Here is a 23,181-nt window from a genome sequence, read left to right as displayed (position 1 = left end):
CCGCAGCCTCAGGCGCGCCGGATGCGCAAAGCCGGGTGGTCACCGCCCGCGGCGATCTGGCCGAGGATGAGAAGGCCACCATCGCGCTGTTTGAAAAGGCGCGCGATTCGGTGGTGTTCATCTCAACCGCTGAGCTTGTGGCCGATCTGTGGACCCGCAACGTGTTCGAGGTGCCGCGCGGCACGGGTTCGGGCTTCATCTGGGATGATGCCGGGCACGTGGTCACCAATTATCACGTCATTGCCGGGGCCTCGCAGGCGCGGGTGCGGCTGGCCGATGGGCGCGATTACAAGGCCGCGCTGGTGGGCGCCTCGCCCGCGCATGATATTGCGGTGCTCAAGATCGGGATCGATTTCCGCCGCCCGCCGCCGGTGCCGATCGGGACCAGCGCTGATCTCAGGATCGGGCAGAAGGTCTTTGCCATCGGCAATCCCTTCGGGCTTGACTGGACGCTGACCACCGGAATCGTCTCGGCGCTCGACCGCAGCCTGCCGAGCGAGGACGGGCGCAGCCGCATCGATCACCTGATCCAGACCGACGCGGCGATCAATCCGGGCAATTCGGGCGGGCCGCTGCTCGATTCGGCTGGGCGGCTGATCGGCATCAACACCGCGATCTTCAGCCCCTCGGGCGCTTCGGCAGGGATCGGCTTTGCCGTGCCGGTCGATACCGTCAACCGGGTGGTGCCGCAGCTCATCCGTCAGGGACGCTATATCCGCCCCTCGCTCGGCATCCTTGGCGATGAGGCGGCCAATGCCCTGCTCCAGCAAAGGAGCGGAATCGCAGGGGTGTTCGTGTTCGGCATCGAGCCGGGTTCGCCCGCGGCCAAGGCCGGGATCGTGCCGGCACGGCGCGAGGGCGAGGCCATTGTGCCGGGGGACATCATCACCGCGCTCGATGGCAAGCCGGTGGCCGGGCTTGCGGAACTAGCCGCCCGGCTCGATGACCGCGCCGTGGGCGAGACGGTGGAGCTCACGCTCCAGCGCGGCACAGCCCAGCGCAAGCTACGCCTTACGCTTGCTCCGGGGGGCTGACGCGCGCGGGGGCGAGCAACGCGAGGGCCTCGGCCTCACCGATGACTTCGGCATACTTGGCCTGAAGGTCGAACAGATTGGCCTCATGCGGGGCCTGGTGGCGATCGGCGCAGGCCTCGCGCACCACCAGCGGCACGAAGCCGTGCTGCATCGCATCGAGCGCCGAGGCGCGCACGCAGCCCGAGGTGGAATAGCCGCCGATCAGCAGCGTATCGACGCCCTGCTTGCCGAGCGCTGCGGCAAGAGAGGTGCCGAAGAAGGCCGAAGGATATTGCTTGGTGACGACCATCTCGCCCGGCAGCGGCGCAAGCCCGGGCGGGAAGGCGCCGAGCGGAGAGCCTTGAGTGAACACCTTGAGCACCGGGGCCTTGCGGTAGAACACCCCGCCATCGGCGCCATCAGGACGGTAGCTGACATTGGTGAACACCACCGGCACCCCTGCGGAGCGGGCCGCAGCAGCAAGCCGGGCGAGACTGTCGCGCGCGGCGGCGGCGCTTTCCATGAAGAGCGGCGAGGCCGGATCGAGATAGGCCATCACCACATCGACGATGAGCAGCGCCGGGGACTGTCCCGGCGCGAGCCGGCCCTCGAACACGCCCGCATAGTTCTCGGCTGCCGAGGGGCCGGCCATCAGATCACCCCGGCAGCGGCAAGGCGCTCCAGCTCGGCGGCGTCCAGCCCCAGCCGCTCGCCGAAGATCTCGGCATTGTCCTGCCCCGGCACCGCCGGCGCCGGACGCCGCACCGAGGAGGGGGTCTTCGACAGCTTGGGGAAAGCGTTCTGCATCTTCAGGCGCCCGCGCGTCTGGGTTTCGACCTCGATGATCGCCTGGCGCGCCTGGAAATGGGGGTCGGCAATCATTTCGGGCGCGCGATAGACCCGCCCTGCGGGGATCGAATGGGCGATCATCAGCGCATCGACCTCCTCGACGGTCAGCGTCGAGGTCCAGGCGTTGATGAGATCGTCAAGCTCCTGCTGGTGCTCGCCGCGGGCAATGTGGGTGGCATAGCGCGGGTCGCTCGCCAGCTCGGGGCGCCCCATTGCCTCGGCGAGGCGGGCAAAGATGGCATCGCCATTGGCGCCGATCATGTAGCTGCCATCCTTGCAGGTATAGACGTTCGAGGGGGCAATGCCCTTGAGGATCGAGCCCGAGCGCTCGCGGATCACGCCGTTGCGGTCATATTCGGGGACCAGCCCCTCCATCACCTGGAGCACGGCCTCGTAGAGCGCGGAATCGACCACCTGGCCCTCGCCGGTCTTCTCGCGGTGGTGCAGCGCGGCCAGCACGCCCAGGCAGCCATAGGTGGCGCACAGCGTGTCGCCGATCGAGATGCCCATGCGCGCCGGGGGGCGATCTGGCTCGCCGACGATGTAGCGCCAGCCGCCCATCGCCTCGCCGATCCCGCCAAAGCCGGCCCGATTCGAATAGGGCCCGTCCTGGCCATAGCCCGACATCCGGGCGATGATGAGGCCGGGGTTTTCGGCGTGGAGCACCGCGGGGGACATGCCCCAGCGCTCAAGCGTGCCGGGCTTGAAGTTCTCGATCAGCACATCGGCCCCGGCAATCAGCCGGCGGGCGAGCGCCTGGCCTTCGGGCACGCGCAGGTTGATCGTGACCGAGCGCTTGTTGCGCGCGATCACTTCCCACTGCACCTTTTCCGCGCCGAGGCCCCAGTTGCGCATCGGATCGCCCGCGCCCGGCGGCTCGATCTTGACCACATCAGCGCCCATGTCGCCGAGCAATTGGCCGCAGAAGGGGCCGGCGAGCAGCTGGCCCATCTCGATCACCTTGAGCCCGGCGAGCGCGCCGCTGGCTTGGGGGGCAGGTGCGGCGCTCATTCGGCAGCCTCCTTGAGCGCTTCCACCTCGGGCCAGACCGGCTGGATCGGGGCGGCGAGGCCAGTTTCGGCCTCGCAGCGGGCGCGCAGCACCTCTATCCCCGGGCCGAAATCGAACAGCTTGAGTTCGCCGCGGCGGCTGCGCAGTTCTTCGCGCAGCGCGGCGGTGGCCGCAGCATCGACCACGCCCGCATCATCGGCAACCACGCCATAGGCGCGCGCGCCCTGGGGCGTGACCAGGCCCTGGCGGATCTCCAGCCCGACGAGTTCGGGATCGCGTTCGAGCGGATCGCCCCAGCCGCCCCCGCCCCAGGTGATGAAGTGGAGCCGATCCCCGGCCTTGACCGGCACGTTTTCAACCTTGTTGCCGATCACCTCGCTGGTGCCGTCGGCACGTTCGAGCACCTTGCTCGCCCGTGCCCCCGGAAGCCCGCCATTGACCCCCCAGGGCGGCACGAACCAGCGATCATCGTGGATCGCGATCTCGCCATCGGCAAGGAAGCGATAGGTCATGTGGATGCCGTTGCCACCGCGGTGGAGGCCCGCCCCGCCGCTGTCGGGCGCGGTCGAATAGCGCTCGATCCGCAAGGGGAAATAGCGCTCGAGAAACTCGTTGGGCACATTGGTGAAGCCCGGCCAGAGCGAATGGCCATCCGGCCCGTCGCCGAGCGGACGGCCGGGAATGCCGCCAAAGCCGATCTGGAACAGCTGGAACCATTCGCGCTTGCCGCTCTGACGCGTGTCCCAGCCCGAATAGAACAGGTGCGGCGAGGAGGAAAAGCCGGCGGCGTTGAGAAATTCGGGCGTCTTCTGGCCGAGAAGTCCGCCCAGAATGTCGAAGATCCGCCCCAGCGCGTGGGTCCGGCCCGAAAGCGCGGCGGGAAAGCGCGGCTTCAATAGCGAGCCTTCAGGAATGCGCACCTCGATCAGGTCATAGAACCCGTCGTTGAACAGGATCTGCGGATCGAACACCATGATCATGTAGATCCCGAAGAACATCTTGAACATGTTCTCGTTGAGATAGAAATTGATCGAGGCGGCGCTTTGCGGATCGGTGCCGGCAAAATCGAGGATCACCTTTTCGCCCTCGCGCCACATGGTGCAGCGGATACGATAGGGGCCGTAGCCCTTGCCATCATCGCAGACGTAATCTTCAAACTGTACCGGCTCTTCGGCCACGGCCATGCCAATCAGCGCCTTCATTGCCCGATAATTGCGCGCCAGAAGTTCCTCGGTGGCCGAGACATAGACATCATCGCCAAAGCGTTCGGCCATCTCGATCACCCGGCGGGCCGCCACCCGGCACGAGGCGATGAGGGCATTGAGATCGGCCTGGCACCAATCGGGCTTGCGGGTCTGGTGCATCACCAGCTTCATCAGGTCTTCGTTGAATTCGCCCCGGCGCCAGAGCTTGACGGGGGGAATGCGCACCCCTTCCTCGAAGATCGAGGAGGCATGGATCGGCATCGAGCCGGGCACGGCCCCGCCGATATCGCTCTGGTGGCCGAACATCGCGGTGTAGGCGATCAGCCGCCCGTCCTTGAACACCGGCAGCAGCACCAGCCAGTCATTGGCGTGGCTGATCGCCCCGTCGCAGGAATAGGGATCGGACAGGAAGATGAGATCGCCATCCTCGATCGTGCCCTCGTAGCTCTTGAGAAAGCCGTCGATGAAGCTGCCGAACTGGCCGACGATCATCTTGCCCGAAGGATCGGCGATCATCGGGAAGGCATCGCCCTGTTCGCGGATCCCCGGGCTCATCGCGGTGCGCACCAGGGTTGCGTCCATCTCGATCCGCGCGTTCCTGAGCGCATTCTCGATGATGTCGAGCGTAACCGGATCGATCGCGACCTTGCGGAAAGGGGTGGGGTTGGTTTCGATGATGCGCGCCGGCATTGGCGTTCCCTTTCAGGCCTTGGGAGTGATGAGGATATTGCCCACCGCGTCCACCACAGCGCGGCAATCATGCTCGATGAGGGTGGTGGAATCCATTTCAGTGACGATCGCCGGGCCTTCGATCACATCGCCCTGGCGCAGGCGCGCGCGGTCATAGATCACTGCGGCGCGCTCGGCCCCGTCCATCCACAGCACGTGGTCGCGGATCTTGGCAGCGGAAGGATCGCCATCACCCTTGGGCAGAGTGGCCGCAGGCAGATCGGGCGCTGCCCCCAGCGCCACCGCGCGCAGGTTCACGATCTCGTGGGGGGTGTCCATGTTGAATGTGAACAGGCGCAGGTGCTCGGCATCGAAGCGCGCCAGCAGCCCCTCGATCCCGTCGGCCTCGAGCGCCTCGCGGGTGATGGTGAGCGGCACCTCGAAGGCCTGCCCGGCATAGCGCACGTCGATTTCAAAGAGGGTGGTGATCTCGCCCTCGGCCACCCCTGCGGCGATTAGCTCGCCGCGGGTCTGCGCGGCCATCTCGTCGAGCAGGCGGGCAAGATCGGCGATGCTGGTCTCGCGCGCGAGGCGCGAGAAGCTGCGCGCGGTCTCGGTGCGCATCCGGGTGGTGGCATCGCCCAGGGCGCACAGCACCCCGGGGGAAACCGGCGCGATCGCCGGCCAGGAACCCATCAGCCGCGCCACCGCGTTGACATGCAGCGGCCCGGCCCCGCCAAAGCCCATCAGCGCAAACTCGCGCGGGTCATAGCCCTGCTGCACGCTGATCATCCTCAATGCGCCGAACATGTTTTCATTGACGATGTCGATAATCCCGCGCGCCGCCTCCATCAGGCCCACCCCGAGCGCATCGGCGATGGTCTGCACCGCCGCCTTGGCGCCTTCGCGGTCGAGCCGGAAACTGCCGCCGAGCAGGTCTTCGGGCAGGTAGCCGAGCACGACATTGGCATCGGTGACGGTGGGCAGGGTGCCGCCCTTGGCATAGGCCACCGGGCCCGGCACCGCGCCGGCGCTTTCCGGCCCGACGCGCAGCGCCCCGGTGAGTTCGGGCACATGGGCGATCGAGCCGCCGCCCGCGCCCACGGTCTTCACGTCGAGCGCCGAGGCCCGCACCGAAAGGTGCCCGACCTCGGTGGTGCGCTGGCGCCGCGGCTCCAGCCCCTGGATCAGCGCCACATCGGTCGAGGTGCCGCCGACATCGAGCGTGAGGATGTTCTGGAAGCCGGCATTGCGCGCCACCCACAGGGCGCCGGTCACGCCCCCGGCCGGGCCGGACATGAGGATGTTGACCGGGTGCTCCTCGGCCCGCTCGGCGCTCATCAGCCCGCCGTCCGAGCGCAGCAGCGACAGGCGGCCGGAAAAGCCCTCGGCCGCAAGGCGGGTTCTGAGGTTGGAGACATATTTGCTTACCACCGGGCGCACCGCGGCATTGGCGACGGTGGAAAGCGTGCGCTCATATTCCTGCATTTCGGGCAGCACCTCGTGGCTGAGCGAGACCGGAATGCCGGGCAGTTCCTCGGCCGCAATCTCGCCGATGCGCCGCTCGTGTGCGCCGTTCAGATAGGCGTTCATCAGGCTGACGGTGAGCGCCTCGATCCCCTCGGCCTTGAGCTTGGCGAGGGCGGCGCGCACCGCTGCTTCATCGAGCGGGGTGACCTCGCGCCCCTCGGCATCGATCCGGCCCGGCACCTCGAAGGTGTGTTCGAGCCGGGCGAGCGGCTGCGGCTTGGGCCACACGATCCAGGCGGCAAGCCCCCCGGGCACATAGGAGCGGGCGATCTGCATGATATCGCGAAAGCCCTGGGTGGTGATGAGGCCAACCCGCGCCCCCTTGCCCTCGAGCACGGCATTGGTCGCCACCGTGGTGCCGTGGAGAAAATAGGCGATGTCGGCAGGGGTGATACCGGCCTTGGCGGTGATCGCCCGCACCCCTTCGAGGATCCCTTGCGAACTGTCGTGCGGGGTCGAGGGTGTCTTGTGCCGCCAGAAGGCGCCGCTCTCCTCATCCAGCAGCAGGAGGTCGGTGAAAGTCCCTCCCACATCCACGCCCAGCCTGTAACCCATGCCGCTTCCTTCTTGCTGTCCTGCCTATGCCGCGCGCGCCACTGCCGAGGGCAACTCGCGCCCCAGCACGCCCGCAAACCACTTGTTCGCCGCGATCGCCGCGTCGAGATCGATGCCGGTGGCGATCCGCGCGCGCGCCATCATGTAGACAAGATCCTCGGTGGCGATATTGCCGGTCGCGCGCGGGGCGAAGGGGCAGCCCCCCAACCCGCCGAGCGAGGCATCGAAGATCCGCACCCCGGCACGATAGGCCTCCCAGGCATTGGCGATGCCGGTGCCGCGGGTGTTGTGGAAATGGGCGCGCATCGGGATGCTGCCCTTGAGGAGCGTGCTTAGCTTGCCGAACAATTCGCCCACGTCGCTCGGTCCGGCGACGCCGATGGTGTCGGCCAGCGCGATTTCTGCGGGGGCTTCGCTGGCCAGTTCCTCGGCGATCGCCAGCACCGTCTCGTGCGGAACCGCGCCCTCGAAGGGGCAGCCGAAGGCGGCGCTGATCGTCACCTGCGCGCTCAGCCCCTCGGCGCGGGCAAGGCGCAGCATGGCGCGGGTTTCGGCAATGCCCTCGGCGATGGTCTGGCCCTGGTTCTTCTGGCCGAAGGTGTCGCTCGCCACCACCACGCAGCCGATCTGATCGACGCCGCGCCGGCCGCCCTCGCGGGTGGCAAGCGCGCGCAGCACCCCGCGCTTGTTGAGCACAAGGCCGATATAGGTGCAGGCCGGATCGTCGGGCAGGGCGGCGATCACGCTTTCGGCATCGGCCATCTGCGGCACCCGCTGCGGGTGGACGAAGCTTGCCACCTCGAGCCGCCGCGCGCCATAGCCGATCATCCGGGTGATGAGCTCAAGCTTGGCGGCGGTGGGGATGATCTCCGGCTCGTTCTGCAGCCCGTCGCGTGGGCCCACCTCGACCAGTTCGATACCCTCGCCGTTCATGATGAATCGCCCGTTGCTGCGCTGCGCGTCCTTTGCGCTTCCACTAAGCAGCTTTGTATACAAATGCAATCGCGCGCCCGCCTTTGCGATGCGCGGGAACCGATGCCAGGGCAGGGGGTTGTTATGACCTCGTCCTGCCCATGTCGGGGCCGACCGCACGGGCAAAGGTGTGGAAGGCGCGGCGCAGGTGGCTGCCCATCACCGCGCGCGCCCATTCGGGATCGCGCGCGGCAAAGGCGGCGATCAGCTCATCGTGATCGCGCCCCGATTGGCGCAGATCCTCGGGCGAATAGGTGCGCGCGGTGCGCAGCAGCACCGGAGCTTCGACCAGCCGCGCCAGCAGTCCGGCAAGCCGCGGCGAATGGGCCGCTTCGATAATGTTCTCGTGAAAGCTGCGGTTGGCCTCGAGAAAGCGCGCCACATCGGGCACGGGTTGATCGACCGCGGCGGTCAGCTCGCGATTGGCCGTCTCGAGCAGCGCGATCTGCTCGGCGGTGAGCCGGGTAGCGGCGCGCTCGGCCGCGTGGCATTCGAGCATCTGGCGCAGCGCGAACATCTCCTCGATGTCATCGCCGCTCCAGTCCGCCACGAACAGCCGCTTGGTATCCGAGCGCACCAGCAGCAGCTCGTTTTCCAGCCGACGCACCGCCTCGCGCACCGGGGTGCGGCTGACCCCGGCAAGCTGGCACAGCTGGTCTTCGGTGACCTGTTCGCCGGCCTTGAGCGCACCGCTCATCAGTTCGGCGCGGATTGCCGCATAGGCGCGATCCGAGGCGCGGCTCATGCCTGGCGGGGGTGCAGCAGGGTTGAAGGGCAGGGGTGGATCATGACTTGCCTATCTGTGGCCAGCCGCGTTCCTGCGCAAGCCCGTGCGGCAGCAAGGGCACAGCCTCAAGCGGCCCGCCGTCACTTTTGCAAAAGCGCTTGACGTCGGCAATTTGTATACAATAACCCTGTTGCAGAAAGCAACAGGGGGTGATGTGCAGCGCATCAAGGTGATCGTTCCGATCGCGATGGATGAAGCCGGGGTGGCCAACCGCGCCAGCCAGCTTCCCGAACGCCTCGTGCGCCCCGGATTCAAGCCCGAGTTCGAGGCGGTGCGCTGGGGCGCGGCGCTGGGCGATTCCTATCACGACACGCTGCTGATGGACTGGACGGTGTTCCAGGCCGGCATCACCGCCGAGGCCGAAGGCTATGCCGGGGTGCTGATCGACACGGTGAGCGATTCGGGCCTGTGGCCGCTGCGCTCGGTGCTGTCGATCCCGGTGGTCGGCCCGGGCGAGGCGAGCTTTGCCGCGGCGATGATGCTGGGCAAACGCTTCTCGGTGCTGACCATGTGGCCGCAGTGGTTCGCGCTCTATGAAAAGGTGCTCAGCCAGCACGGCTGGGAGGATCGCTGCGCCTCGCTGCGCTCGATCGACACCCGCCCCGATGTCACCGAATTGCTCGAGGGCAAGGAAGAAGTGGTGTTCGCCAAATTGAAGGCCGAAGGCCTGCGCGCGATCGAGGAGGACGGGGCCGATGTGATCGTGCTCGGTTCGACCACCATGCACCAATCTGCCGCCTACCTGCAGAGCGAACTGCCGGTGCCGGTGATCAACCCGGGGCAGGTGGCCTACAAGACCCTCGAAAGCCTCATCGAACTGGGCCTGTCCCATTCGAAGAAAGCCTTTCCCCCTCCCGAAGTGCCCCGGCACGCCGAGATCCGAAAGGGCTGGTACTGATGGATGCATGGCAAGAGGGCGGCCCCGGCCAGGCGCCGCTGCCCTATCCCTTCTACGTCGATATCGTCACCAAGCGCTATTTCGACGGGGTGGACAACAAGCGGCTTGACCAGGTGCTCGACTGTTTCACCCCCGATGCGGTGCTGACCGAGGTCACCAGCAACACGGTGCATGAGGGGCGCGAGGCGATCCGCGCCATGTTCGAAAAGCTCTTCGCCGATTTCTCGCAAATCTGGCACGGCAATTTCGTCCACACCGCCGATCCGGCGACCAACGCCATCTGCTCGCAGTTCACCGTGCTCATCACCCCCAATGGGGGCGATCAGCTGCGCTATGAAAACTGCAACCGCTTCTACCTCAAGGACCGGCTGTTCCACCGTGTCTATGTCTACATGTCGGGCGACAACCTGCTGAAGAAGGGGGAGGCCTGATGCAATACGAACCCGTCCTTTCGCGTGCGGAGCTGATTGATCTGGCGCTCAACCGCTATTTCGCCCGGGTCGATGCCAAGGACATGGAGGCGGTGCTCGATTGCTTCCACGACACCGCGCTCTTCACCATCCAGACCGCCTTTACCCGCCATGCCGGCAAGGCCGAGATCGCGCGGATGTTCGCCGATTTCTTCGCCGCCTACGAAACCATCATCCACCGTGATTTCATCTGCACCGTGGATGAGGCCAATGGGCGCATCGCCGCCTGCTTCACCGCCGAGCTGCACGATCGCGCCGGGCAGGTGACGCTCCTGTCCAACACCAATTTCTGGCGTGTGCGCCCCGGGCCGGATGGGGCGAAGTTCCAGGAAGTCTATGTCTACATGAGCGGGGCCAACGTCCTCGTCTGATCTACCACCGATAGCCTTGCATCAGGAGAGCCGCCTTATGAAACTTCGTCTCGAACTGGCCTGCGGCGCGGCGCTTGGCGCCCTTGTCCTGGCATCGCCCGCACTGGCGCAGGAAGCCCCCGCCACTGGGCAAGCAGAGGCCGAGGAGGGCGGTATCATCGTTACCGCGCGCCGCCAGTCCGAAGCGCTCAAGGACGTGCCCGCCGCGGTCACCGTGCTGAGCGCCGAGGCGCTCGAGAAGACCGGGGTGCAGCGGGCTGATGATTTCATCCAGCTCACCCCCGGTGTCACCATCGTCACCGGCACCGCCGAGGCCGGCGACACCCAGATCAACATCCGCGGCATCAACGGCGCGCGCGATGCGGAAAGCTCGGTGGCGCTGGTGGTCGACGGGATCCTCAAGACCAACACCGCGCAATTGAACCAGAACCAGGGGACGCTGCGCCAGGTCGAGGTGCTCAAGGGCCCGCAGGGCGCGCTTTATGGCCGCAACGCCGCGGCCGGGGCGATCGTGCTCCAGACCGTCAAGCCCGGCAGCAACCTCGAGGGCGGAGTGCTGCTGCGCGCCGCCGAGGACAATACCTACACCGCCAATGCCTATGTCGCCACGCCCATTGGCGAGGGCGCGGGGCTGGTGCTATCGGCCAATTATTTCACCACCGATGGTTTCTTCCGTAACCGCTTCCTCAATAATTCCAAGACCATCGACGATCAGGAAGTGTTCGGGATCGACGGGCGGCTGGTGGTCGATCTCGGCCCCGGCACCGAGCTTGATCTGAAGGCGCGCTATGCCGATCTCAAGGGCGCCTCGATCAACTTCAACGCCAGCTTCCACCTGCCCAATTTCGCCGGGGTTGACCCGGCCTTCTACGAGAACGTCAACGACCACGTCTTCGGCTATTATTCCAATATCCGCCCGACCAACGACCAGACCACCTTCGAGGCCTCGGCCAAGATCGAACACCAGTTCGACAGCGCCACGCTCACCGCCTGGGTGCTCTACAGCGATGTCGATCAGTCGCTGGTGGCCGATGGCACCTCGGCCGATTTTGCCCGCTTCCTCGATTTCACCGGCACCGCCACGGGCGATCTGGCACGCGCCAATGCCGCCTGCTTTGCCTCGACCGCGGCGCTCACCGGCTATCCGCTCAACCCGCCCACCTTCATCGGCCAGATCCCGGTGCCCTTCATCTTTGCGCCGGCGAATGGTTCGACCTTCGGGCCATATAGCCCCACCACCTGCGATGGCACGCAGTTCCAGATCCGCCGGCAGGAGGACATCAGCGGCGAAATCCGCCTTGCCTCCAACGGCAACGGGCCGTTCAACTGGGAGGTCGGCGCCTACTACCTCCATATCGACCGCGAGGTGGGGGTAAGCCTCGGGGCCGATCTCGGCCAGGGCGTGGTGCGCCGGCTCTACAATGCGCCGGGCAGCGCCAACCCGACGACGCAGCTTTACCACGACAATTTCACCACCGATGTCTATGCGCTCTTCGCCGCGGCCGATTTTGACCTCACCGACCGCTTCAACCTCAGCCTTGCCGGGCGCTACGATATCGAGGACCGCAAGGTGCGCAGCCTGGTGCCGGCGGTGTTCGATCCCTTCACCGGCGGGCCGATCAATCCCGGTCAGCAAGTGGTGGGCGGCGTGGTGCAGCCGATCGGCCCGCAGGAGGCGACCTTCGAGCAGTTCCAGCCCAAGGTCTCGCTGCGCTATGCCGTGAGCCCGGACATCAACCTTTACGGCAACTGGGGGATCGGGTTCAAATCGGGCGGGTTCAACAACCAGGGCTCGGCCGCGATCGTCGATCAGGCGTTCAACGATTTCATCGGTACCAACGTCCTCATCAATGATCGTTTCCGCAAGGAAACCTCGAGCGCCTTCGAGGCCGGGATCAAGGGCTCGCTCGCTGATGGGGCAGTGACCTTCGATCTGGCCGGCTATTACACCAATGTCGAGGACATGCAGTTCTTCGAGTTCTTCGTCGGCGGCTTCGGGCTGCTGCGCGTGGTCTCGAACATCGACGAGGTCGAGCTTTATGGCGCCGAGATCAACCTTTCGGCCAAGCTGCTCGATGGCTGGACGGTGTTCGGTTCGGCCAATGTCACCGACAGTGAGATCAAGAAGAACGCCTCGCGCCCGCAGACCGTGGGCAACAAGTCGCCCTATACCGCCGATTACACCATCAACCTTGGCACCCAGCTCGATCTGCCGATTTCCGGCAGCCTCGATTTCATCACCCGGGCCGATTACCGCATCACCGGGCCGACCTGGTTCCACACGCTCCAGGCCGATACCAACCCCACCTTGTTCAGCGGGCTGCTGCCGATCTCGGCGCTGCAACTGCCGGCCTTCGTCGGCGATGCCGAATATTCGGTGGCGCGGCGCGAGGCCTTCGGGGTGATGGACCTGCGCATCGGGATCGAGGGCGAGCGCTGGTCGCTCGTCGCCTATGCCGAGAACCTGTTCAACGAGAAATATCTGAACGAGGTGATCACCGCGGTGGAGTTCGGCGGTTCGTTCATCTCCCCCGGTGGACGCCAGCGCTTCGGCGTCGAGCTGGGCTACAAGTTCTGAAACGCTTTTCCCAGCCCATCGGGGCGCACACCTGGCTGGAGGGTGTCAAAGCAAGGGCCGCGCGGGCGGGGCTGCCCCCTCTTCGCCCCGCGCGGCCCTTGTCTTTTGCCGCGCGCTCAAGGTGCAGAGGCAGGGGCGCCGGGGGCCTGACGCGGTGTCCACCACGACAAGGTGTGGTTGTCATGCGCGGAAGTCCACACCCCTTGCGGGGTTCAGCGCAGCGCGCCGCTGCCCAATGCCTTGCCGAGGCGATAGGGGCGGGCGAAAGGTCCGAGGACAAGGCCAAGCTGGTGCCTAGGGGGCCTGCCCCCCCCGATCGACGAATTTCCCGGCGCGCCGGCGCCCGGGGAGCCGGCCAAGACGAAGGGCAAGGAGGAAGGAGCCAATTCGCGCTATTTCTTGGCCGGGCAGGTCACGCACGATCCATTTTGCCTGGCGCTGGCTCGCGCCCTGGCTGCTGTGCCGCCGTCTGCACGCCGCGCTTGCCTCTGCACTAAGACCTCAAGGTCAGCGTCGTCAGGACAGCCGGGCGAAATTGGCCACGCCCGGCGCCGGGCTGCGCGGAGTGGTTGGCGCGGCGGCTGGGCCTTCGCCGCTTTGCGGGGCAAGCCGACTGAGCGCTGCCAAGATCGCCGCCATCGGCTTTGCGGCGATCGAATAGAACACCAGCTTGGCCTCGCGGCGGGTTTCCACCAGCCCGGCCTTGCGCAGCACCCCCAATTGCTGCGAGAGCGCGGGCTGGCCGATCCCGGTGGCCTGCTCGATCTCGCCGACGTTGCGCTCGGCCGCGGCGAGCGCTTCAAGGATGCGCCAGCGCAGCGGGTGGCCAAGCGCTTTGAGCGCCTCGATCAGCTCCTCCTCGCTCATTGCGGCGCGGCCTCGACGGGGGTGAGGAACCAGCTGGTTGCCTCCTCGGCCGCGAACACCTGATCGAGATCCTGTGTCGGCGGGGCGAGCAGCGGCTCGCCCGCCTGCCAATTGGCCGGGGCCAGCGCGCCGCTGGCATCGATCGCCTGCAGCCCATCGAGGATGCGCAGCATTTCGGGCACCGAACGGCCCAGATTGGCCGGATAGCAGGTCATCGCCCGGATCACGCCCCTGGGATCGATGAAGAAGGTGGTGCGCACCGTGGCGCTGTCGGCATCCTGAGCCGAGACCATGCCATAGGCGCGCCCGATCACCAGCGTCGGATCCTCGACGATCGGAAAGCGCACCTCGATGCCAAAGCGATCACGGATCATCCTCAGCCAGGCAAAGTGCGAGAACAGGCTGTCAACCGAGAGTGCCATCAGCGCGCAATCGCGCGCGGCAAAGGCCTCGGCCTCGCGCGCCAGGGCGACGAATTCGGTGGTGCACACCGGGGTGAAATCGGCCGGGTGCGAGAACAGCACCAGCCAGCGCCCGCGGAAAGCCGAAAGGCGCACCGGGCCAATGGTGCTGCGCGCCTCGAAATCGGGCGCGACATCGCCGATCCTGAGGCCGGAGCAGGGGCGGGCGGGGGCGTTGGCGGGTTCCATGGCGCTCTCATAGCACTTGACAGCAGGATTGCAATACATATACACGATTTAAGAAACTAAGTGGAGAAATGCCATGACCCAGGCTGACCCGGTGCTCGATGCCGCCACGGCGCAGGTGCTGCGCGCTGCCGCCGATCCGGCCCTGCGCCCCGAAATCGCCAGCTTTTTCGACCCGGCGACCTTCACGGTCACCTATGTGGTGCACGATCCGGCCACCAGCGAGGCGGCGATCGTCGATTCGGTGCTCGATTTCGATCCCAATTCCGGGCGCACCAGCACGGCTTCGGCTGACCGGGTGATCGATTATGTGAAAAACCATAATCTGAAAGTGACTTGGCTGCTCGAGACCCATGCCCATGCCGATCACTTCTCCGCCGCGCCCTATCTCCAGGAAAAGCTCGGCGGGAAGATCGCCATTGGCGAGCACATCGTCACGGTGCAGAACGTCTTCGGCAAGCTGTTCAACGCCGGGACCGAGTTTGCCCGTGACGGCTCGCAATTCGATGCCCTGTTCAAGGATGGCGACACCTTCACCATCGGCAATCTGCCAGTGACGGTGATGCACGTGCCTGGCCACACCCCGGCCTGCATCGCCTATGTGGTGAGCGACGTGGTGTTCGTGGGCGATACCATGTTCATGCCCGATTACGGCACCGCCCGGGCCGATTTTCCCGGTGGGGACGCGCGCACGCTGTTCCGCTCGCTGCGCCGCATCCTTTCGCTGCCGCCGGAAACCCGGCTGTTCATGTGCCACGACTACCTGCCCAAGGGCCGGAGCGAATATGTGTGGGAGACCACCGTGGCGGCCGAGCGCGAGGGCAATATCCACGCCCATGACGGCATCACCGAGGACGAATTCGTGGCGATGCGCGAGGCGCGCGACAAGACGCTCGAGATGCCGCGCCTGATCCTGCCGAGCGTGCAGGTCAACATGCGCGCCGGGCACCTGCCGCCGCCCGAAGACAATGGCATCACCTACCTCAAGATTCCGGTGAACGCGGTATGATCCTGCCCGGCTTTCCCGATGCCGCGCCGCTCGAAGGGCTGATCGGCGGGGTGCTGATCGGCCTTGCGGCGGCGCTGATGCTGCTGGGGGCGGGGCGGATCGCCGGGGTCTCCGGCATCGCCGCGCGCGCCTTTGGCCTCGCGCAATCGAGCCTGCCCAGGGGTGCGGCCTTCGCCTTTCTCATCGGCCTGCCGCTCGGCGCGGCGCTGGTGGGCGCGCTGGGCGAGGGCGGTGCCAGCGCCTTTGTCGCGCCGCTGCCGCTGGCGCTCGCCGGGCTCCTGGTGGGCATCGGCACCCGGCTCGGCTCGGGCTGCACCAGCGGGCACGGGGTGTGCGGGATGAGCCGCCTGTCGCAGCGCTCGCTGGTGGCGGTGGCGACCTTCATGGCCACCGGCTTTGCCACGGTGGCGGTGATGAACGCGCTGGGGATCGAGGTGCTGCCATGAGCCGCGAGCCGATCATTGCCCTTGTCTCGGGCACCATCTTCGGCGCCGGCCTTGCCATCGGCGGGATGACCGATCCGGCGCGCGTGCGCGGCTTTCTTGACCTGTTCGGCGCCTGGGATCCGACGCTTGCCTTCGTCATGGGCGGGGCGGTGCTGGTGATGGCGCTGGCCTGGGCGGTGCAGCGGCGCATGGCCCATCCGCTCTTTGCCGCGGGCTTTTCCCTGCCCGACCGGCGCGACATCACCCCGCGTCTGGTTGGCGGGGCGGCGCTGTTCGGGGTGGGCTGGGGGATCGCCGGCCTGTGCCCGGGGCCCGGCTTTGCCGCGCTTGCGATCGCGCCCATCCCGGCGCTGATCTTCCTTGCCGCGATGCTCGCCGGAATGCTGATCGTGCGGCTGCTCGAGGGAGAATGACCATGGAAATGCGCGTGATTTCCGAAGGCTTCGCGGTGGCTCCCCAGATGCAGCCCGAGGAACTGGCTGACCTCGCCAAGGAGGGCTTTGCCGCCGTTATCTGCCCCCGCCCCGATGGCGAGGAGCCGGGCCAGCCGCCGCTTGCAGCGATGCGCGATGCGGCCGCGGCGGCGGGGCTGTCCTTTCACCACATCCCGGTGGAAGGCGGCGTCTATCCGCCCGAGGCGATCGCCGCCTTTGCCGCGGTGCGGCGCGAGGCGCCGGGCAAGGTGCTGGCCTATTGCCGCACCGGCACCCGCGCGGTGACGCTCGATGCGCTCGCCAATGTCGAGGGCCTGCCCGCCGCCACGCGGATCGCGCGCGCCAAGGCCGCCGGATATGACCTGTCGCCGCTGGCCGAGCGGCTTGAAGCGGGCACCTAGCCCAGCGCCTTTCGGGAGGGATCAAAGATGAGCACCATCAAGCACAAGGTCGTCATCATCGGCGGCGGGGCGGCCGGGATCGCCACCGCCGCCTCGATGCTCAAGCGCCGCCCCGGGCTCGACATCGCGATTGTCGAGCCATCCGACACCCACGCCTATCAGCCCGGCTGGACGATGGTGGGCGGCGGGGTGTTCGATGTGGCCACCACGCTGCGCCCGATGGCCAAGGTGATGCCGAGGGGCGTGACCTGGGTGAAGCAGGCCTGCGCCAGCTTCCAGCCGGATCGCAACGAGGTCACGCTCGCCGATGGCAGCACGCTTGGCTATGAGGTGCTGATCGTTGCGCCCGGCATCCGCCTGGCCTGGGAAAAGATCGCCGGGCTTGAAGCGACTTTGGGCCAGAACGGGGTGACGTCGAATTACCGCGCCGATCTTGCCCCTTACACCTGGGAGCTGGTGCAGCAGCTGCGCGCCGGCCGGGCGATCTTCACCCAGCCGCCGATGCCGATCAAATGCGCCGGCGCCCCGCAAAAAGCGATGTATCTGGCCTGCGACCATTGGCGCCGCGCCGGCGTGCTCGGCGACATCACGGTCGAGTTCCGCAACGCTGGGGCGGTGCTGTTCGGCGTTGCTGACTATGTCCCGGCGCTGATGGAATATGTCGAGAAATATGGCATCAATCTCGAACTGGGCAGCAATCTCGTCGCCATTGACGGGCCGGGCAGACAGGCAACCTTTGCCACCGAGAAGGGCGAGGTGACGGTGGATTTCGACATGATCCATGTCGTCCCCCCGCAGGTCGCCCCGCAATTCCTGGCAGAAAGCCCGCTTGCCGCGCCCAGCGGCTTTGTCGAGGTCGATCAGCACACGCTCCAGCACGTGCGCTATCCCAATGTCTTTGGTCTTGGCGATGCCGGCTCGATGCCCAATGCCAAGACCGCCGCGGCCGCGCGCAAGCAGGCGCCGGTGGTGGCGGTCAACGCCCTGCCCCAGCTCGAGGGCAAGGGGCCGACCGCGGGCTATGACGGCTACGGCTCCTGCCCGCTGACGGTGGAGCGCGGCAAGATCGTGCTTGCCGAATTCGGCTATGGCGGCAAGCTCGCCCCGAGCTTTCCCACTTGGCTGATCGATGGCACGAGGCCTGCGCGCCTGTCGTGGATGCTCAAGGCCGATCTTTTGCCCTGGATCTACTGGAACGGGATGCTCAAGGGGCGCGAATGGCTCGCCGGCCCCGGCGGGCTGATCGCACAGTAAGGGCCGCCCCCGGTGCTCCAACGCTATCTGCCCATCCTCGAATGGGGCCGCAGCTACAACCGCGAGGTCCTGGCAAGCGACCTCATGGCGGCGGTGATCGTCACCATCATGCTGATCCCGCAGAGCCTGGCCTATGCCATGCTCGCAGGCCTGCCGCCGGTGGTGGGGCTTTATGCCTCGATCCTCCCGCTGGTTGCCTATGCCCTGTTCGGCACCAGCCGCACGCTGGCGGTGGGGCCGGTGGCGGTCATCTCGCTGATGACGGCGAGCGCCGCCGGGGCGGTGGCCGCGCCCGGCACCCCCGCCTATGCCGAAGCCGCGGTGATGCTGGCGGCGCTCTCGGGCGTGATGCTGGTGGTGCTGGGGCTGCTGCGGCTTGGCTTTCTTGCCAACCTGCTCTCGCACCCGGTGATCAGCGGCTTCATCTCGGCCAGCGGGGTGCTGATCGCCACCAGCCAGCTCAAGCACATCCTCGGGATCAAGGCGGGCGGGGAGACCTGGCCCGAAATGCTCGCCGCGCTTGGCCGCGCGCTCGGCGACACCAATCCTTACACGCTGGCGATCGGGGTGCCGGGACTCGCCTTCCTGTTCTGGGTGAGGAAGGGTTTGAAGCCGCTGCTCGAGCGGCTCGGCCTCAGCCCCCGCGCGGCCGACATGAGCGCCAAGGCCGGGCCGGTGCTGGCGGTGGCGGTCTCGATCCTGGCGGTGATCGGCTTCGGGCTTGAGGCGCGCGGGGTCGCTGTGGTGGGCGCGATCCCGCAGGGCCTGCCGCCGCTGGCGCTACCTTCCTTCGATCCCGGGCTGATCGCGGCGCTGTGGGTGCCGGCGCTGCTGATTTCGGTGATCGGCTTTGTCGAAAGCGTCTCGGTGGCGCAGACCCTGGCGGCCAAGCGGCGCCAGCGCATCGCGCCCGATCAGGAGCTGATCGGGCTGGGCGCGGCCAATCTCGCCGCGGCCCTTTCCGGCGGCTATCCGGTGACGGGCGGCTTTGCCCGTTCGGTGGTCAATTTCGATGCCGGGGCGCAGACCCCGGCCGCCGGGGCCTTCACCGCGGTGGGGATTGCGCTGGCGAGCCTGCTGCTCACCCCGCTCCTGTTCCACCTGCCCAATGCGACGCTGGCGGCCACCATTATCGTTGCGGTGCTCAGCCTCGTCGATCTCAAGACCCCGCGCCTGCTGTGGGCCTATTCCAAGGCCGATTTTGCTGCCCATGCCGCCACCATCGCGGTGACGCTGCTTGCCGGCGTGGAACTGGGGGTGATCGCCGGGGTGGTGGTGGGCCTGCTGCTCTATCTGTGGCGCGCAAGCCGCCCCCATGCGGCAATCGTCGGGCGGGTGCCGGGCACCGAACATTTCCGCAATGTCGCGCGGCACAAGGTCATCACCCTGCCGCATGTGCTCACCATCAGGGTGGATGAGAGCCTGACCTATTTGAACGCCCGCTGGCTTGAGGAATATGTGCTCGAACAGGTGGCCGAGCGCCCGCAGCTGCGCCACCTGGTGCTGATGGCCAGCGCGGTCAACGCGATTGATGCCTCGGGGCTGGAGAGTCTCGAGGCGATCAACCACCGGCTGGCCGACAGCGGGGTCAGGCTGCACCTGTCCGAGGTGAAGGCGCCGGTGATGGACGGCCTCAAGCGCAGCCCCTTTCTCGACCAGCTCACCGGCAAGGTGTTCCTTTCGCAGGACCAGGCGTTTGCTGAGCTTGCCGATGATGACGGCGCGCCGCCGCCCGCTGCAGATGTGCTGGAAGCGCGCGGGCTGATCTGATTTCAATTATACAAAAGATGCAAATGATGCTGCGCATCATGCGCCCTGCTTGCGAGGGATATCCCTGTTTTCCGACATTTCCGCGATCTCTTGGCCTCAAGCGGAAAATTGGATTTCAATAAACGAGTAATTGATGTATCACCGAATCGCACCCGCTGCTATGCCCACTCCATCGCAGCAAAGGAGCCATGAGCATGAGCCTGCATATCGGCGATACCGCCCCCGACTTCAGCGCCGAGACCACTCTCGGCCCCATCCGCCTGCACGAATGGGCGGGTGATTCCTGGGTGTTCTTCTTCAGCCACCCGGCCGATTTCACCCCCGTGTGCACCACCGAAATGGGCATGACCGCGCGCCTTGCCGCCGAGTTTGCCAAGCGCAATGTGAAGCCGCTCGGGCTTTCCACCGATACGCTTGAAGAGCACCTCGCATGGGTGAAGGATGTAGAGGAAACCCAGGGCGCCACCCTCGATTTCCCGATCGTTGCCGATCCTGACCTTGCGATCGCAAGGGCTTACGACATGATCCACCCGGGCCAATCCGACACCGCGGCGGTGCGGTCGGTGTTCATCATCGATCCGGCCAAGAAGATCCGCCTGATCATGACCTATCCGATGAGTGTCGGGCGCAATTTCGATGAGATCCTGCGGGTGATCGACAGCCTCCAGCTGTCCGACCGCTGCACCATTGCCACCCCGGCCGACTGGCGCCCGGGCGACAAGGTGATCATCCCGCCCTCGATCGGCGATGATAAGGCCAAGGAGCTGTTTCCGCAGGGGTTCGAGACCATCAAGCCCTATCTGCGCCTGGTCGCGGTGGACTGATCTTGCCCCCACCCGACCGCCCATGCACCGCCGGGCCATCCCCCCAATTCGGCCCGGCGGTGCAACCCTTTCGGCGGCGAACCGTATAAGAGGTGCAGCCGTTGCAATTGATTGCCATGGCCAAGGGATTAGCTGGAAGTCATGCCTGATAACCTCGATGCACTGCTGCTCGCCCGGATCCAGTTCGCCTTCACGGTGAGCTTTCACTTCTTCTTCCCGGCCTTTTCAATCGGGCTGGCGAGCTACTTGGCCGTGCTCGAAGGGCTGTGGCTCAAGACCGGCAAGGCGGTCTATCTCGACCTGTTCAAATACTGGCTCAAGATTTTTGCCATCGCCTTTGCCATGGGGGTGGTCTCGGGCATCGTCATGTCCTACCAGTTCGGCACCAACTGGGCGGTGTTTTCCGACAAGGCCGGCCCGGTTATCGGCCCGCTGATGGCCTATGAGGTGCTCACCGCCTTCTTCCTCGAGGCGGGTTTCCTTGGCGTGATGCTGTTCGGGATGGAGAAGGTGGGCAGGAAGCTGCACTTCGCCGCCACGCTGATGGTGGCGCTGGGCACCTTCGTTTCGGCCTTCTGGATCCTTTCGGTCAATTCCTGGATGCAGACCCCGACCGGCTATGTGCTGGGCGAAAACGGCCAGTTCCTGCCCGGCGAGAGCTGGATCGAGATCATCTTCAATCCCAGCTTTCCCTATCGCCTCGTCCACACGGTGATGGCCGCCTATCTCACCACCGCCTTTGTGGTCGGGGCGGTGGGCGCCTGGCACCTGCTGAAGAACCGTGCCAATCCGCACGCGCGCAAGATGTTCTCGATGGCCATGTGGATGGCCGCGATCGTCACCCCGGCGCAGATCTTTGCCGGGGACATGCACGGACTGAACACGCTCGAGCATCAGCCCGCCAAGGTGATGGCGATGGAGGGGCACTATCAAAGCCACCCCGAAGGCGCGCCGCTGATCCTTTTCGGCATTCCCGACAGCGAGGCAAGGACGGTGCGCTATGCCGTCGAGATCCCCAAGGCCTCCTCGTTGATCCTCAAGCACGATCCCGATGCCCCGCTCGCCGGGCTCGACACCATCCCCGATGACGAGGAGCCGCCGGTGGGCATGGTGTTCTGGGCCTTTCGCATCATGGTAGGCCTCGGCTTTGCCATGCTCGGCCTTGGCCTGTGGAGCCTGTGGGCGCGCTGGCGCGGGCGGCTCTATGACAGCCCCTGGCTTCACCGCGCCGCTCTGCTGATGGGCCCTTCGGGCTTTGCCGCGGTGCTGGCCGGGTGGATCACCACCGAGGTGGGCCGCCAGCCCTATGTGATCTATGGGGTGCTGCGCACGGCTGACGCGGCCAGCCCGCTCGATGCGCCCGCGGTGGCCGCCTCGCTGCTCGCCTTCATCCTCGTCTATTTCGCGGTCTTCGGCATCGGGGTGGTCTATATCCTCAAGCTCATGGCCAAGGCGCCCAAGGTGGGCGAATACGGGGTCAAGCGCGGCGATGTCGGTCCGATCCGCACCGCCGGGATCACCCCGGGGCCGACGCAGAACCCGCTGGGCAGCGAGACCCTGCCGACCGAGGCACCGGGCGAAAGGGAGCCGGCGTGATGGATCTCACCGTCATCTGGGCCTTCATCATCGCCTTTGCGGTGTTCGCCTATGTGGTGATGGACGGCTTTGACCTTGGCATCGGCATCCTCTTTCCCACCTTTGCCCCCGGGCGGCAGCGCGACCGGGCGATGAACGCCATCGCCCCGGTGTGGGACGGCAACGAGACCTGGCTGGTGCTGGGGGGCGGGGGCTTGTTCGCCGCCTTTCCGCTGGCCTATGCGGTGATCCTGCCGGCCACCTATCCGCTCATCATCGCCATGCTGCTCGGCCTTGTGTTCCGTGGGGTGGCGTTCGAATATCGCTGGCGCGATCCCGGCCACCAGAAGTTCTGGGACCTGGCCTTCACCGGCGGCAGCCTGATCGCCGCCCTTGCCCAGGGGATGACGCTCGGCGCGCTCCTCCAGGGGATCGAGGTTGAGGGCCGCGCCTATGCCGGTAGCTGGTGGGACTGGCTCACCCCCTATACCCTGCTCACCGGCCTTGGCACCGTGGCAGGCTATGCGCTGCTGGGGAGCACCTGGCTGATCTGGAAGCTCGATGGGGCCGAGCAGGCCCATGCCCGGCGGCTTGCCATCGGCTGGGGCGCGGCGACGATCGTGCTGATGGGGGCGGTGAGCCTCTACAACATCACCCTCAATCCCGAATATGCTGCCCGCTGGCTCTCCGCGCCCGAGATCTACTGGGTGGCGCCGGTGCCGATCCTCACCGCGATCACCGCGCTCTCGCTGCTCCACGCGATCCGCACCGAGCGCAATTCCAAGCCCTTCTGGCTCGGCATTGCGTTGTTCTTCCTCGGCATGAGCGGGCTGGGGGTGACGATCTGGCCCTATGCCGTGCCCGAGGCGCTGACCATCTGGGATGCCGCCGCGCCGCCGCGCAGCCAGGCCTTCATGCTGGTGGGCGTGGCGCTGACCATGCCGCTCATCATCGGTTACACCGCCTGGGCCTATTGGGTGTTCCGCGGCAAGGTGGCGGACGAGGGCTATCACTGATGCGCCCCGCCCGCTGCACGCCGAGGCCAA

General features: G+C 66.5%; 22 protein-coding genes and 1 pseudogene. 14 read left to right on the top strand and 9 right to left on the bottom strand.

Translation table 11 applies throughout. From position 1 onward, the window contains the following. Positions 1-1,034: S1C family serine protease (locus G524_RS0110255; RefSeq protein ID WP_027443639.1), on the top strand; the 1,034-nt coding region annotated here is incomplete at its 5' end. Here G524_RS0110255 and G524_RS15605 read toward each other — a convergent pair. The 6 genes from G524_RS15605 to G524_RS0110225 all read right to left on the bottom strand — a co-directional run bounded on the left by G524_RS15605 (position 1,012) and on the right by G524_RS0110225 (position 8,549). Further along, the gene (locus G524_RS15605) at positions 1,012-1,665 is read right to left on the bottom strand and encodes an isochorismatase family protein (RefSeq protein ID WP_036857766.1); all 654 of its coding nucleotides are present in this window, start codon (positions 1,663-1,665) and stop codon (positions 1,012-1,014) included. The two genes, G524_RS0110255 and G524_RS15605, sit on opposite strands and share 23 nt — an antisense overlap. Then, positions 1,665-2,873 carry a CaiB/BaiF CoA transferase family protein gene (locus G524_RS0110245; protein ID WP_027443638.1) on the bottom strand — a complete coding sequence of 403 codons (1,209 nt, stop codon included), beginning with the start codon at positions 2,871-2,873 and terminating at the stop codon, positions 1,665-1,667. Before G524_RS0110245 ends, G524_RS15605 begins: the two co-directional genes overlap by 1 nt. Beyond that, on the bottom strand, positions 2,870-4,768 hold the full coding sequence (locus G524_RS0110240) for a hydantoinase B/oxoprolinase family protein (RefSeq protein WP_027443637.1): 1,899 nt from the start codon (positions 4,766-4,768) through the stop codon (positions 2,870-2,872). The genes G524_RS0110245 and G524_RS0110240 overlap by 4 nt, the downstream gene beginning before the upstream one ends. A gap of 12 nt (positions 4,769-4,780) precedes the next feature. After that, positions 4,781-6,832: a hydantoinase/oxoprolinase family protein gene (locus G524_RS0110235; RefSeq protein ID WP_027443636.1), complete on the bottom strand. Its 2,052-nt coding sequence runs from the start codon at positions 6,830-6,832 to the stop codon at positions 4,781-4,783. A gap of 24 nt (positions 6,833-6,856) precedes the next feature. Further along, positions 6,857-7,765, bottom strand: coding sequence for a hydroxymethylglutaryl-CoA lyase (locus G524_RS0110230; protein ID WP_027443635.1), 909 nt, complete (start codon positions 7,763-7,765; stop codon positions 6,857-6,859). Positions 7,766-7,886: 121 nt separating this feature from the next. Beyond that, complete coding sequence (locus G524_RS0110225) at positions 7,887-8,549, bottom strand: GntR family transcriptional regulator (RefSeq protein WP_027443634.1); 663 nt, start codon at positions 8,547-8,549, stop codon at positions 7,887-7,889. Positions 8,550-8,745: 196 nt separating this feature from the next. On the opposite strand from G524_RS0110225, the gene G524_RS0110220 reads away from it, so the two are divergent. From G524_RS0110220 to G524_RS0110205, 4 genes are read left to right on the top strand one after another with little or no spacing between them, the layout of a single operon-like run. After that, complete coding sequence (locus G524_RS0110220) at positions 8,746-9,489, top strand: aspartate/glutamate racemase family protein (protein WP_027443633.1); 744 nt, start codon at positions 8,746-8,748, stop codon at positions 9,487-9,489. After that, on the top strand, positions 9,489-9,920 hold the full coding sequence (locus G524_RS0110215) for a nuclear transport factor 2 family protein (RefSeq protein WP_051221115.1): 432 nt from the start codon (positions 9,489-9,491) through the stop codon (positions 9,918-9,920). The genes G524_RS0110220 and G524_RS0110215 overlap by 1 nt, the downstream gene beginning before the upstream one ends. After that, entirely contained in the window at positions 9,920-10,330 is a 411-nt protein-coding gene (locus G524_RS0110210; RefSeq protein ID WP_027443631.1) for a nuclear transport factor 2 family protein, read from the top strand. Before G524_RS0110215 ends, G524_RS0110210 begins: the two co-directional genes overlap by 1 nt. Before the next feature lie 37 nt (positions 10,331-10,367). Then, positions 10,368-12,908, top strand: coding sequence for a TonB-dependent receptor (locus G524_RS0110205; RefSeq protein WP_036857765.1), 2,541 nt, complete (start codon positions 10,368-10,370; stop codon positions 12,906-12,908). A gap of 116 nt (positions 12,909-13,024) precedes the next feature. On the opposite strand, the pseudogene G524_RS17220 reads toward G524_RS0110205, so the two are convergent. The 3 genes and pseudogenes from G524_RS17220 to G524_RS0110195 form a co-directional block, all read right to left on the bottom strand. Next, a pseudogene (locus G524_RS17220) lies at positions 13,025-13,159 on the bottom strand (YncE family protein); the annotation flags it as partial. A 265-nt stretch (positions 13,160-13,424) separates the two neighbouring features. Then, positions 13,425-13,775 carry an ArsR/SmtB family transcription factor gene (locus G524_RS0110200; RefSeq protein ID WP_027443629.1) on the bottom strand — a complete coding sequence of 117 codons (351 nt, stop codon included), beginning with the start codon at positions 13,773-13,775 and terminating at the stop codon, positions 13,425-13,427. Continuing rightward, complete coding sequence (locus G524_RS0110195; protein WP_027443628.1) at positions 13,772-14,425, bottom strand: peroxiredoxin; 654 nt, start codon at positions 14,423-14,425, stop codon at positions 13,772-13,774. Before G524_RS0110195 ends, G524_RS0110200 begins: the two co-directional genes overlap by 4 nt. Positions 14,426-14,498: 73 nt before the next feature. Here G524_RS0110195 and G524_RS0110190 point away from each other — a divergent pair, with 73 nt between their 5' ends. The 9 genes from G524_RS0110190 to cydB all read left to right on the top strand — a co-directional run bounded on the left by G524_RS0110190 (position 14,499) and on the right by cydB (position 23,151). Next, positions 14,499-15,431, top strand: a complete 933-nt coding sequence (locus G524_RS0110190) for an MBL fold metallo-hydrolase (RefSeq protein ID WP_027443627.1) — start codon at positions 14,499-14,501, stop codon at positions 15,429-15,431. Further along, positions 15,428-15,877 (top strand): YeeE/YedE family protein, encoded by a 450-nt coding sequence (locus tag G524_RS0110185; RefSeq protein WP_027443626.1) that lies wholly within the window; start codon positions 15,428-15,430, stop codon positions 15,875-15,877. The genes G524_RS0110190 and G524_RS0110185 overlap by 4 nt, the downstream gene beginning before the upstream one ends. Further along, a complete protein-coding gene (locus G524_RS0110180; RefSeq protein ID WP_027443625.1) occupies positions 15,874-16,290 on the top strand; it encodes a DUF6691 family protein in 417 nt (138 codons plus the stop codon). Before G524_RS0110185 ends, G524_RS0110180 begins: the two co-directional genes overlap by 4 nt. Before the next feature lie 2 nt (positions 16,291-16,292). Next, on the top strand, positions 16,293-16,712 hold the full coding sequence (locus G524_RS17215) for a protein tyrosine phosphatase family protein (protein ID WP_027443624.1): 420 nt from the start codon (positions 16,293-16,295) through the stop codon (positions 16,710-16,712). Between the two features lie 27 nt (positions 16,713-16,739). Beyond that, positions 16,740-17,966, top strand: a complete 1,227-nt coding sequence (locus G524_RS0110170; RefSeq protein WP_027443623.1) for an NAD(P)/FAD-dependent oxidoreductase — start codon at positions 16,740-16,742, stop codon at positions 17,964-17,966. Positions 17,967-17,978: 12 nt separating this feature from the next. Further along, the gene (locus tag G524_RS0110165) at positions 17,979-19,736 is read left to right on the top strand and encodes a SulP family inorganic anion transporter (RefSeq protein ID WP_027443622.1); all 1,758 of its coding nucleotides are present in this window, start codon (positions 17,979-17,981) and stop codon (positions 19,734-19,736) included. A gap of 194 nt (positions 19,737-19,930) precedes the next feature. Continuing rightward, on the top strand, positions 19,931-20,560 hold the full coding sequence (locus G524_RS0110160) for a peroxiredoxin (RefSeq protein ID WP_027443621.1): 630 nt from the start codon (positions 19,931-19,933) through the stop codon (positions 20,558-20,560). A 141-nt stretch (positions 20,561-20,701) separates the two neighbouring features. Next, positions 20,702-22,156, top strand: a complete 1,455-nt coding sequence (locus G524_RS0110155) for a cytochrome ubiquinol oxidase subunit I (RefSeq protein ID WP_027443620.1) — start codon at positions 20,702-20,704, stop codon at positions 22,154-22,156. Continuing rightward, a complete protein-coding gene (cydB, locus tag G524_RS0110150) occupies positions 22,156-23,151 on the top strand; it encodes a cytochrome d ubiquinol oxidase subunit II (protein WP_027443619.1) in 996 nt (331 codons plus the stop codon). Before G524_RS0110155 ends, cydB begins: the two co-directional genes overlap by 1 nt. Positions 23,152-23,181 lie beyond the last annotated feature (30 nt).

This window comes from Erythrobacter cryptus DSM 12079 (assembly GCF_000422985.1).
Lineage (GTDB): Bacteria > Pseudomonadota > Alphaproteobacteria > Sphingomonadales > Sphingomonadaceae > Erythrobacter > Erythrobacter cryptus.
Note: the sequence above shows the minus strand (reverse complement) of the source record. Positions and strands in the feature narration are given on the sequence as shown.

Bases quoted from the DNA above. Each gene is read 5' to 3' on its own strand.
- G524_RS15605 (WP_036857766.1), bottom strand. From the start codon at position 1,665: ATGGCCGGCCCCTCGGCAGCCGAGAACTATGCGGGCGTGTTCGAGGGC.
- G524_RS0110245 (WP_027443638.1), bottom strand. From the start codon at position 2,873: ATGAGCGCCGCACCTGCCCCCCAAGCCAGCGGCGCGCTCGCCGGGCTC.
- G524_RS0110240 (WP_027443637.1), bottom strand. From the start codon at position 4,768: ATGCCGGCGCGCATCATCGAAACCAACCCCACCCCTTTCCGCAAGGTC.
- G524_RS0110235 (WP_027443636.1), bottom strand. From the start codon at position 6,832: ATGGGTTACAGGCTGGGCGTGGATGTGGGAGGGACTTTCACCGACCTC.
- G524_RS0110230 (WP_027443635.1), bottom strand. From the start codon at position 7,765: ATGAACGGCGAGGGTATCGAACTGGTCGAGGTGGGCCCACGCGACGGG.
- G524_RS0110225 (WP_027443634.1), bottom strand. From the start codon at position 8,549: ATGAGCCGCGCCTCGGATCGCGCCTATGCGGCAATCCGCGCCGAACTG.
- G524_RS0110215 (WP_051221115.1), top strand. From the start codon at position 9,489: ATGGATGCATGGCAAGAGGGCGGCCCCGGCCAGGCGCCGCTGCCCTAT.
- G524_RS0110210 (WP_027443631.1), top strand. From the start codon at position 9,920: ATGCAATACGAACCCGTCCTTTCGCGTGCGGAGCTGATTGATCTGGCG.
- G524_RS0110205 (WP_036857765.1), top strand. From the start codon at position 10,368: ATGAAACTTCGTCTCGAACTGGCCTGCGGCGCGGCGCTTGGCGCCCTT.
- G524_RS0110200 (WP_027443629.1), bottom strand. From the start codon at position 13,775: ATGAGCGAGGAGGAGCTGATCGAGGCGCTCAAAGCGCTTGGCCACCCG.
- G524_RS0110195 (WP_027443628.1), bottom strand. From the start codon at position 14,425: ATGGAACCCGCCAACGCCCCCGCCCGCCCCTGCTCCGGCCTCAGGATC.
- G524_RS0110190 (WP_027443627.1), top strand. From the start codon at position 14,499: ATGACCCAGGCTGACCCGGTGCTCGATGCCGCCACGGCGCAGGTGCTG.
- G524_RS0110185 (WP_027443626.1), top strand. From the start codon at position 15,428: ATGATCCTGCCCGGCTTTCCCGATGCCGCGCCGCTCGAAGGGCTGATC.
- G524_RS0110180 (WP_027443625.1), top strand. From the start codon at position 15,874: ATGAGCCGCGAGCCGATCATTGCCCTTGTCTCGGGCACCATCTTCGGC.
- G524_RS17215 (WP_027443624.1), top strand. From the start codon at position 16,293: ATGGAAATGCGCGTGATTTCCGAAGGCTTCGCGGTGGCTCCCCAGATG.
- G524_RS0110170 (WP_027443623.1), top strand. From the start codon at position 16,740: ATGAGCACCATCAAGCACAAGGTCGTCATCATCGGCGGCGGGGCGGCC.
- G524_RS0110160 (WP_027443621.1), top strand. From the start codon at position 19,931: ATGAGCCTGCATATCGGCGATACCGCCCCCGACTTCAGCGCCGAGACC.
- G524_RS0110155 (WP_027443620.1), top strand. From the start codon at position 20,702: ATGCCTGATAACCTCGATGCACTGCTGCTCGCCCGGATCCAGTTCGCC.
- cydB (WP_027443619.1), top strand. From the start codon at position 22,156: ATGGATCTCACCGTCATCTGGGCCTTCATCATCGCCTTTGCGGTGTTC.